Consider the following 10,603-nt stretch of genomic DNA (forward strand, 5'->3'; position numbering starts at 1 on the left):
GTTTCGGAATCGAATTGGCTGATTAACCAAATTCGGCGGTTGCCTATGCTCAGGCGGCGCGCAGTTTGCGCTCGCGGCGGATCACCTCGGAGGCGAGCTGCAGATAGGCCTGGCTGCCCGAGCATTTCAGGTCATAGAGGATCGCCGGCTTGCCGTAGGACGGCGCTTCGGAAACGCGCACATTGCGCGGGATGATCGTCTCATAGACCTTGTCGCCCATATGAGTGCGCACATCCTGCACCACCTGGTTGGCGAGGTTGTTGCGCCCGTCATACATGGTGAGCACGATGCCCTGGATGGTAAGGTCCGGATTGATCGTGTTGCGGACCTGCTCCACCGTTTCCAGCAACTGGCTGAGGCCTTCGAGCGCGAAGAACTCGCATTGCAGCGGCACGAGAACGGAATCGGCTGCTGCCATTGAATTCAAAGTCAAAAGGTTGAGCGAGGGCGGGCAGTCGATCAGCACATAGCCGAACGGCGCCGAACGCTCGGCCGCGGCACGCAACGCGTTGCGCAGCCTGAGCACGCGGTCGGGCGCCGAGGCGATCTCCATCTCGATGCCGAGCAGGTCGAGCGTCGAGGGCACGATGGAGAGGCCCGGCACCGCCGTCGGCACGGCGGCTGCTTCCAGCTCGAGCTCGCCGGTCAGCACGTCATAGGACGAGACGGTGCGGTCCTTGCGGTCGATACCGAGGCCGGTGCTGGCATTGCCCTGCGGATCGAGGTCGACGATCAGCACGCGCTCGCCGATCGCAGCCAGCGCCGTGGCCAGGTTGATGGCCGTCGTCGTCTTGCCGACGCCGCCCTTCTGGTTGGCGACGGTGATGATACGCGGTGCTGTGCTCATGGGTCTATGCCAGTAATTCATTGCTGTTTCGCCGGACGCAAATCGCTGATTTCGAGGATGACACCATGTGGGTCGGTCATGCTCGAATGTTCTACCAGATCGAAGGCCCAGCGGTGAGTGCTTTCTTCCACTTCGGCGCGGTAATCCCGGCCTTTATGGAATAGCGCGCGCGCCCCTTTCACAAGCCAGGGTGCGGCCAGGTCGAGCAGGCTCGGGAGTGCCGCCAGCGCCCGCGCCGTGACGATTTCGGGTTCTGAAACAAGCGCATAGCTATCGTCGATGCGCCTGGCTAGAACGCGCGCCGGCAAATCGAACTGGCCGACGACCGACTGCAGGAACGACGCCTTCTTGCGGTTGCTCTCGACAAGATCGATCGATGCGCCGGGACGCTCTTTGAGGAGGAAGCCGAGCACCAATCCAGGAAACCCACCACCTGAGCCGAGATCGACCCAGCGTGTGGCGGTATGCGCGATTCGCGCGAGCTGGGCGCTGTCCAGGATATGCCGGCGCCAGACGTCGTCTAGCGTCGACGGCGCCGCCAGATTGATGCTGCGGTTCCATTTCAGGAACAGCTGTTCGAAGTCCTGCAGCCGCCCGAATGTTTCACGTGAAACCGGACCTGCCGCTTCCTGCAGGTCCACCCATGCATCCGCACTCACGCCACCGACCTTCGCGCGGCAAGCTCGGCGTTGCGGACATGCGCGACGATGATGGCAAGCGCCGCCGGCGTCATGCCTTCCATGCGTTGCGCATCAGCGATCGAACGCGGCCGGCGCGTTTTCATCTTCTGCTTCAGTTCGTTTGACAGGCCCGGCACATCGGAGAAATCGATTGTCTCCGGAATGAGCCGCGACTCCTCATGCCGGATCTGCGCCACGTCGGCCTGCTGGCGCTCGAGGTAAACCGAATATTTCGCTTCCGTTTCGAGCCGCTCTGCGGTCTTGGCGTCGAGCATGGCGAAACGCGGCTCCATGCGGGTGAGCCGGGCCATATCGACGCCCGGATACGCCAAGAGCTCATAGGCCGAACGCCGAACGCCATCCCGGTTGATCTCCAGCCCGAGGCGCGCTGCCTCGTTCGGCGTCCAAGCGACCAACTTGGCCAAGGCACGGGCCTCGTCGAGCTTCCGCGCCATGCCGCCGAAACGCCGCTGCCGTTCCGACGATACGATGCCCAGGTTATCAGCCAGCGGCGTCAGCCGCTCGTCGGCATTGTCGGCGCGCAGCGAAAGCCGGAACTCGGCACGCGAGGTGAACATACGATAGGGCTCGGCGATGCCCCGGCTGGTCAGATCGTCGACCATCACGCCGATATAGGCTTCGGTGCGGCTGAGCACGACGTCGGCGCCGCCGGCTGCCTTGCGCGCCGCGTTGAGCCCGGCGAGCAGCCCTTGCGCGCCTGCCTCTTCATATCCGGTCGTGCCGTTGATCTGCCCGGCCAGGAACAGGCCAGCAACGCGCTTCGTCTCCAGCGTCGTCTTGAGCTCACGTGGATCGACATGGTCATATTCGATGGCGTAGCCCGGCTGCAGCACGGTGGCCTTTTCGAGCCCCGGAATGGTCTTCAAGATGTCGAGTTGCACATCCTCCGGCAGCGAGGTCGAAATGCCGTTCGGATAGACGGTGTCGTCGTCGAGCCCTTCCGGCTCGAGAAAGATCTGATGGCCTTCACGGTCGCCGAACTTGACGATCTTGTCCTCGATCGATGGACAATAGCGCGGCCCGACCCCCTCGATCGAACCGGAATACATGGCCGAGCGGCCGAGATTGGCGCGGATCAGCTCATGCGTCGCCGGCATGGTCCGGGTGATGCCGCAGTGGATCTGCGGATTGGCGATCGCGTCGGTCATCAGCGAGAACGGCACCGGATCCTCGTCCGCGGCTTGGGAATCCAGCGAGGCCCAGTCGATGGTGCGGCCGTCGAGGCGAGGGGGCGTTCCGGTCTTCAGGCGACCGAGCTTGAAACCCGCGCGCGCCATCGTCGCCGACAGGCCGTGGCTTGCCTGCTCGTCCATGCGCCCGGCGACGATCTTCCTATCGCCGATGTGGATCAGCCCGCGCAGGAAAGTCCCGGTGGTCAGAACGACGGCGCCGCAGGCCAGCCGCCGGTTGCCGGAAACCAGCACGGCTGCGACGCGACCGTTTTCGATCTCAAGGTCAAGAACTTCGCCCTCGATCACGTCGAGATCGTTCTGCTGCCGAATCGCTTCCTGCATGGCCAGGCGATAAAGCTTGCGGTCGGCCTGGGTGCGCGGCCCCCGCACGGCGGGGCCCTTACGCCGGTTGAGCAGGCGGAACTGGATACCGGCGGCATCGGCGATGCGGCCCATCAACCCATCCATGGCGTCGATCTCCCGCACGAGATGGCCCTTGCCGAGACCCCCGATCGCGGGATTGCAGGACATGACGCCAATCGTATCGAAGCGCAGCGTGACCAGCGCGGTCCGGGCGCCGGCGCGCGCGGCAGCACTTGCCGCCTCGCATCCGGCATGGCCGCCGCCCACCACCACCACATCATAGTGATCGGTCATTTTCCAAGAATCCGCTTTCAGAGATGGATTGACACATGTCCCCGACGCCGGCCGCTGTCAAGAAGAGGTGGATCGTTTCACGTGAAACAATGAATGGCTAGCTTTCACATGCCGCCGGCGTGTTTCACGTGAATCATTGCGGGGTAGGCAAAGTCCGTGTTTCACGTGAATCACTTACCAATGCAGAACTGCGAAAAGATGACGTCCAGCAGATCCTCGACGTCGACGGCGCCGACGATGCGTCCGAGGCGCTCGGCGGCCAGCCGCAAATCCTCGGCGCGCAACTCCGGGCTGTGCCCTGACAGCGCCGCCCGCAGGAAAACCGATGCTTCCCCAAGCAGTTCGACATGGCGCAGTCTGGATGGCAGGACATCACCCGCCTCGCCAACCACAAGGGCGGCACGGGTCCCGATCTCGTCCAGCAGCCGATCCAGGCCGCTGCCGTCCTTGGAAGAAATCACCAGGTCATAAGCACCGACGCCGGCATCGGCGATATCCGACTTGGTTCCGATACTAAGCAGCGGGATCCCGCTTGGGACATTGCCGACCGAAACCGGGTCGGCCATATCCTCCAGCAACAGGACCAGATCCGCCCCTTCCGCTTTGGCGCGCGCCCGCTCGATCCCGATCGACTCGACCTTGCCCGGAGCCTCACGCAGCCCGGCCGTGTCGACAAGCCGGACCTTCAGCCCGTTGAGGTCCATGACGACCTCAAGCAGATCGCGCGTCGTGCCTGGCTCGTCGGTGACGATCGCGGCCTCGCGCCGCGCCAAGGCATTGAACAGGCTGGATTTGCCGGCATTCGGCGCACCGAGGATCACCACTTCGAAACCGTCGCGGATGATCTCCGCGGCCTTGAACCCATCGATGTGCCGTTCGATCTCGCCAACCATCGCCGACACGTCCGACCAGACCGTCCCCGAAACGGAACCCGGCACGTCCTCCTCGTCGGCGAAGTCGATATCCGCTTCGATCATGGCCCGGGCATGGATCAGCCGTCGGCGCCAGCCTGAGTAGAGTTCGCTCTGCGCGCCCTCGGCATTGCGCACCGCGAAGCGGCGCTGCGCTTCCGTCTCCGCATTGACCAAATCGGCCAGCGCTTCCGTCTCGACCAGATCCAGGCGGCCATTCAGAAAGGCGCGCCTGGTGAATTCCCCCGGCTCGGCATGCCTGACGCCTTCGAAGCTGGTGATCGTCTCCAGCATCTTGGCCGCGACCGCGCGGCTGCCATGGACCTGGAACTCGGCGACGTCCTCGCCGGTGAAGCTGCCGGGCCCCGGAAAAAACAGCACGAGCCCGTGGTCGATCGTCGAGCCGTCCGCCGCCCTGAGCTTCCGCAAATTGGTAAACCGATCCTTAACAGGCCCGGCGATCGTTTCGACCACGAATCGAGTCACAGGGCCGGAAATGCGGATCACCGCGATCCCGGCGGGGAGGCGGCCGCTGGAAAGCGCTGCGATCGAATCCTTCGAAGCCATTGGCGAAACCATTTGCCGGACCTGCCGAACCGCCTAGATTAGAGGATAGAGCATGTCGGCCGCTTCACGCCTATCGCCATCATGCTCCGGCCTTGCCCCATCGAACCCGAATGCCGAGCCGCCAAACGTGACCTTGCCCGCGCGAAACCTGCTTGCCGACGAAGCCAGCCCCTATCTGCGGCAGCACAGCGACAATCCCGTCCATTGGCGCGGCTGGTCGCCGGCCGCCCTTGCCGAAGCCAAGGAGCTGGGCCGGCCTATATTGCTCTCCATCGGCTACGCCGCCTGCCACTGGTGCCATGTCATGGCCCATGAAAGCTTCGAAAACGACGCCGTGGCGGCCGTCATGAACCGGCTCTACGTGAATATCAAGGTCGATCGCGAGGAACGGCCGGACATCGACCAGATCTATATGGCCGCGCTCCATGCCATGGGCGAGCAGGGCGGCTGGCCGCTGACCATGTTCCTGACGCCCGACGGCAAGCCTTTTTGGGGCGGCACTTATTTTCCGCGCGAGGCGCGTTACGGGCGGCCTGGTTTCATCCAGGTGCTGGAAGCGGTCGACAAGGCCTGGCGCGAGAAAAAGCAGAGCCTCGCCGAAAGCGGCGACGGGCTGACCGCCCATGTCGAGCAGCGGCTGGCTGGCGCCAAAGGCAAGGCGCTGCTCGATCGCGACACGCTGGCCGATCTCGCCGGCCGCATCGACGGCATGATCGACCGCGACCTCGGCGGCCTGAAAGGCGCGCCGAAATTCCCCAACGCGCCCTTCATGCACACGCTTTGGCTCTCCTGGCTGCGCGACGGCCAGGTGAACCACCGCGACGCCGTGCTCTCCAGCCTCGAGAAGATGCTTGCCGGCGGCATCTACGATCACGTCGGCGGCGGCCTCAGCCGCTATTCGACTGACGCCGAATGGCTGGTGCCGCATTTCGAGAAGATGCTTTACGACAATGCCCAGCTGATCCGCCTGTGCAACTGGGCATTTGCTGCCACCGGAAACGACCTGTTCCGGGTCCGAATCGAAGAAACCGTCGCCTGGCTGCTGCGCGAGATGCGGGTCGAGGGCGGCGCCTTCGCCGCCAGCCTCGACGCCGACAGCGATGGCGAGGAGGGGCTTTTCTACACGTGGAGCCGCGAGGAAGTCGAAGCCGCGCTTGGCGGCGATGCCTCGACCTTCTTCGACTATTTCGAGCTCGCCGCGCCGCATGGCTGGGAAGGCAAGCCGATCATCCGCCAGACCGAAGCCCAGCAAAGTCGGGGCATTGCCGACTACGGTCAGCTTGCTCCTTTGAAAGCGAAGCTCCTGGCTGTTCGCGAACAGCGCGTCAGGCCCGGCCGTGACGGCAAGGCGCTCACCGACTGGAACGGACTGGTGATTGCGGCACTCGCCGAGGCGGGCCGTTCGCTCGGGCGCCGCGACTGGATCGACGCCGCGGCCAAGGCCTTCGCTCATATTGTGCAGGCCGGGCAGGACGGCCGGCTGCCGCATTCCATGCTGGGCGCGAAGAAACTCTTTCCGGCGCTGTCCAGCGACTATGCCGCCATGGCCAATGCGGCGATCGCGCTGTTCGAGGCAACGGGCGATCCGGCCTTTTCGGATCGCGCCAGGCACTTCATCGGCGAGCTCGACCGCTGGCACCTGGACAGCGACAAGACCGGCTACTGGCTGACGGCGTCGGACAGCGGCGACGTTCCGATCCGCATCCGCGGCGATGTCGATGAAGCGATCCCCTCGGCCACCAACCAGATTGTCGAGGCGCTGGTGCGGCTCTCATCGCTCACCGGCGATCTCAATCTCTGGGAAAAGGCCTGGACGACCGCCGAGCATGCCATGGGCCGCGCATCCCAGCAGGCCTACGGCCAGGCCGGCATCGTCAACGCCTGTGTCCTCGCGCTCGAGCCGTTGAAGCTCGTCATTATAGACCAGCCAGAGTCCCCAAGCCTCGTTCCGGTTGCGAATCGGAATCCCGATCCGCGTCGGGTCGATATCATCGTGCCGATCGGTACGGAGGCGAATCGACCGCTCCTGCCGGGCGGTGTGCTGCCGCCGACGGACAAGGCAGGCGCCTGGTTCTGCAGCGGGCAGGTGTGCCTGCCGGCGGTGACGGATGCGGCGGAGTTGGAAAAGCTGTTGCGGCGACGCGCCTTTCCTTCTCCCCCTGTGGGAGAAGGTGTCGCCGAAGGCGACGGATGAGGGGTGCTCCAGGGAAAGCCAGCGCCTCACTCCGCTGGAACACCCCTCATCCGTCTCGGCGCTACGCGCCGATCCACCTTCCCCCACAAGGGGGGAAGGGGAAGCGCCCCGATCACGTATTCATCGAATCGAAGAAGTCAGCGTTGGTTTTGGTCTGCTTGAGCTTGTCGATGAGGAACTCGATCGCGTCGGTCGTGCCCATCGGCGCCAGGATGCGGCGCAGCACGAAGATCTTCTGCAGGTCCGCCCGCGGAACGAGCAGGTCTTCCTTGCGGGTGCCCGATTTGAGGATGTCCATCGCCGGGTAGATGCGCTTGTCGGCCACCTTGCGGTCGAGCTGGATTTCGCAGTTGCCGGTACCCTTGAACTCTTCGAAGATGACTTCGTCCATGCGGCTGCCGGTGTCGATCAGCGCGGTGGCGATGATGGTCAGCGAGCCGCCTTCCTCGATGTTGCGGGCGGCGCCGAAGAAGCGCTTCGGCCGCTGCAGCGCGTTGGCGTCGACACCGCCGGTCAGCACCTTGCCGGATGACGGCACGACGGTGTTGTAGGCGCGGCCGAGGCGCGTGATCGAATCGAGCAGAATGACCACGTCGCGGCCATGCTCGACCAGGCGCTTCGCCTTCTCGATCACCATTTCGGCGACCTGCACGTGGCGCGCCGCCGGCTCGTCGAAGGTCGAGGAAATCACCTCGCCCTTCACCGAGCGCTGCATGTCGGTCACTTCCTCAGGACGCTCGTCGATCAGAAGCACGATCAGGTAGCATTCGGGATGGTTGGCGGTGATCGAATGGGCAATGTTCTGCATCAGCACCGTCTTGCCGGTGCGCGGCTGCGCGTTGATCAGCGCGCGCTGGCCCTTGCCGATCGGCGCCACCAGGTCGATCACGCGCGGCGAGATATCCTTCGAGGTCGGATTGTCGACCTCCATCTTCAGCCGCTTGGTCGGATAAAGCGGCGTCAGATTGTCGAAGTGGATCTTGTGCCGGATCTTTTCCGGATCGTCGAAATTGATGGTGTTGACCTTGAGCAGCGCGAAATAGCGCTCGCCCTCTTTCGGGCTGCGGATCGGTCCTTCGACCGTGTCGCCAGTCTTGAGCGAAAAGCGCCGGATCTGCGACGGCGAGATGTAGATGTCGTCGGGGCCCGGCAGGTAGTTGGCGTTCGCCGAGCGCAGGAAGCCGAAACCGTCCTGCAGCACCTCGACGACGCCGTCGCCGATGATCTCGATATCCTGAGCGGCGAGCTTCTTCAGGATCGCGAACATCAGCTCCTGCTTGCGCATGACGCTGGCGTTCTCCACCTCGAGCGATTCGGCATAAGCGATCAGCTCTGGCGGCTTCTTGTTCTTGAACTCTGCGAGTTTCATTTCTTGCATTAGATAGACTCTGGGTAGGCTTTTGGGAGAAAAATCGGCTGAATACGACAAATGCCGGGCGCGGCCGAAAGCGAGTGAAAGGGGCGGCGCATGACGGGAAGGAAGACCCGTCTTTTATCGTCGGTCGCGTGAAAGAGCAAGCCGCCTTTTGCGGATCCTGGCAGGGTCGGGGAAGCTGAAACGTGGCCCTCGAAACGATCTTTCGGAAGGCCGCGTTCCTGATCTAGAACGGCTTCACGATCACCAGGATGACGATGACGATCATCAGCAATGTGGGGATCTCGTTGACGATCCGCCAGTGCCTCGCCGGTTTTTCGTTCTTGTCCTCGGCGAATTTCCTGCCCGCGGCGGCGAGATAGCCATGCAGGCCCGACAAGACGAGCACCAGCGCGATCTTGGCATGCAGCCAGCCGCCTTCGAAGTGGAATATCTTCCAGGCCATCCAAAGCCCGAACACCCAGGTCACGATCATCGCCGGATTGATGATGCCGCGTAGCAGCCTCCGCTCCATCACCTTGAAGGTTTCGGACTGCACCGAGCCCTTCTCGGCATCGGCGTGATAGACGAAGAGCCTGGGCAGATAGAGCATGCCGGCCATCCAGGCGATGACCGCAATCACATGGATCGCCTTGGCCCAGGGATAAAAACCTTCGCCGGCGACGAAATAGAGCAGCGCCGTCAGCACGACGAGCACGGCAATGCCGACCGCCATGCGCTTCATCGCCTGGCTCGTGCTGTTCTCGTTGCTCATCGGTGGCTCCTCACCATTTTCACCATCGCCTCGACATGCGCCACCGGCGTCTCCGGCGTGATGCCGTGGCCGAGATTGAAGACCAGCGGTCCGCCGCCCAAAGTCATCAGAATGGCATCGACGCCGTCGGCCAGCGCCTTGCCGCCGGCGACCAGGCGCAGCGGATCGAGATTGCCTTGCACCGCGCCGTCGCGCTGCAAGTCCTTCGCCATCGACAAAGGCACGGTCCAGTCGAGGCCGAGGCCGGCGATGCCGGTCTTCTTCCTGTAGTCGCGATAGCGCTCGCCGGCGCCCTTGGGAAAACCGATCACCGGCACATCGGGATGCACCGCCTTCACTTGACGCACGATCTCGGCCACCGGCTCGACACAGAAATCCTCGAAGGACGGTTCATCCAGCACGCCTGACCAGGAATCGAAAATCTGCACCGCATCGGCGCCGGCTTCGATCTGGCGGATGAGATAGGCGGCCGAATGATCGGCCAGTGTCTTCAAAAGCCTCGCGAAGGCCTCGGGCTCGCGATAGGCGAAAAGCCGGGCAGGGCCCTGGTCGGGCGTGCCGTGGCCGGCGATCATATAGGTCGCCACCGTCCAGGGCGCGCCGCAGAAGCCGAGCAGCGTCGTCTCGTCGGGTAGCTTCGCGCGCAGCCGGCGCACGGTCTCGTAGACCGGTTCGAGATTCACGTGAAACACATCGCTGTTCAACGCCGGGATCTCGGCGACCGAGATCGGCTTCAGGACCGGCCCGCGGCCTTCCTCGAAACGAACCTCGCGCCCGAGCGCATTGGGCACGACGAGGATGTCGGAGAACAGGATCGAGGCATCGAAGCCGAAGCGCTCGATCGGCTGCAGCGTCACCTCGACGGCGAGGTCCGGGTCATAGCAGAGATCGAGGAAGGATCCGGCCCGCTTCCTTGTCTCGCGATATTCGGGAAGATAGCGGCCTGCCTGACGCATCATCCAAAGCGGCGGCGGTGAAACCGTCTCGCCCTTGAGGACGTCGAGCACGATCCGTTTCCCAGCCATCCAGCGCTGCCCTCTCCGGTCCTTCAAATCAAATATCTATTTTAAAAGAGTCTTCTGATTCTAAGAGTCTGTTGGTTGTGATGGTTGCGACCTGTCCAGCCTGCGGCTCGAAAAGGCCAGTCAGCATATTGTCGCGTGCTCGCTTTCGCAATTTGGAAGGTTCTGGGGACGAAGCGGATTCAGGGTTTGGAGTCAAAAGCTTGGGCTTTCCGTTCCGAACTGCGTGCTGTGGATGAAACCGGCCAAGAAAAATTGATCCCCGATTTTGTCCCCAGCGCCGCGACAAAGCCTACAGCGGGTCGAATTGTGGACAAGTGGCCATCTGATACACTCGCTTTTTTACCCAAGGCCCGCCCATCCGGCCTTGTCCACAATTGCCCACAGCCTGGACCCACCCCTT

8 protein-coding genes are annotated in these 10,603 nt (G+C 63.4%); 1 reads left to right on the forward strand and 7 read right to left on the reverse strand.

What is annotated here, in order from left to right:
- Nucleotides 1-49: 49 nt before the first annotated feature.
- The 4 genes from MJ8_RS32045 to mnmE all read right to left on the reverse strand — a co-directional run bounded on the left by MJ8_RS32045 (nucleotide 50) and on the right by mnmE (nucleotide 4,855).
- Nucleotides 50-847: a ParA family protein gene (locus tag MJ8_RS32045; protein WP_201412501.1), complete on the reverse strand. Its 798-nt coding sequence runs from the start codon at nucleotides 845-847 to the stop codon at nucleotides 50-52.
- 17 nt (nucleotides 848-864) lie between these two features.
- A complete protein-coding gene (gene rsmG, locus MJ8_RS32050) occupies nucleotides 865-1,506 on the reverse strand; it encodes a 16S rRNA (guanine(527)-N(7))-methyltransferase RsmG (protein WP_201412502.1) in 642 nt (213 codons plus the stop codon).
- Nucleotides 1,503-3,377: a tRNA uridine-5-carboxymethylaminomethyl(34) synthesis enzyme MnmG gene (gene mnmG, locus MJ8_RS32055; RefSeq protein WP_201412503.1), complete on the reverse strand. Its 1,875-nt coding sequence runs from the start codon at nucleotides 3,375-3,377 to the stop codon at nucleotides 1,503-1,505. Before mnmG ends, rsmG begins: the two co-directional genes overlap by 4 nt.
- Nucleotides 3,378-3,547: 170 nt before the next feature.
- Complete coding sequence (gene mnmE, locus MJ8_RS32060; RefSeq protein ID WP_201412504.1) at nucleotides 3,548-4,855, reverse strand: tRNA uridine-5-carboxymethylaminomethyl(34) synthesis GTPase MnmE; 1,308 nt, start codon at nucleotides 4,853-4,855, stop codon at nucleotides 3,548-3,550.
- A gap of 127 nt (nucleotides 4,856-4,982) precedes the next feature.
- On the opposite strand from mnmE, the gene MJ8_RS32065 reads away from it, so the two are divergent.
- A complete protein-coding gene (locus tag MJ8_RS32065) occupies nucleotides 4,983-7,049 on the forward strand; it encodes a thioredoxin domain-containing protein (protein WP_201415643.1) in 2,067 nt (688 codons plus the stop codon).
- Nucleotides 7,050-7,161: 112 nt separating this feature from the next.
- Here MJ8_RS32065 and rho read toward each other — a convergent pair whose 3' ends face one another.
- The 3 genes from rho to hemE form a co-directional block, all read right to left on the reverse strand.
- Nucleotides 7,162-8,427: a transcription termination factor Rho gene (rho, locus tag MJ8_RS32070; RefSeq protein WP_127230347.1), complete on the reverse strand. Its 1,266-nt coding sequence runs from the start codon at nucleotides 8,425-8,427 to the stop codon at nucleotides 7,162-7,164.
- A gap of 223 nt (nucleotides 8,428-8,650) precedes the next feature.
- Nucleotides 8,651-9,178, reverse strand: coding sequence for a protoporphyrinogen oxidase HemJ (hemJ, locus tag MJ8_RS32075; RefSeq protein ID WP_201412505.1), 528 nt, complete (start codon nucleotides 9,176-9,178; stop codon nucleotides 8,651-8,653).
- Nucleotides 9,175-10,203, reverse strand: coding sequence for a uroporphyrinogen decarboxylase (gene hemE, locus MJ8_RS32080; protein ID WP_201412506.1), 1,029 nt, complete (start codon nucleotides 10,201-10,203; stop codon nucleotides 9,175-9,177). Before hemE ends, hemJ begins: the two co-directional genes overlap by 4 nt.
- Nucleotides 10,204-10,603: the final 400 nt, after the last annotated feature.

The sequence above is a fragment of the Mesorhizobium sp. J8 genome, from assembly GCF_016591715.1.
In the GTDB taxonomy this organism is placed as follows: domain Bacteria; phylum Pseudomonadota; class Alphaproteobacteria; order Rhizobiales; family Rhizobiaceae; genus Mesorhizobium.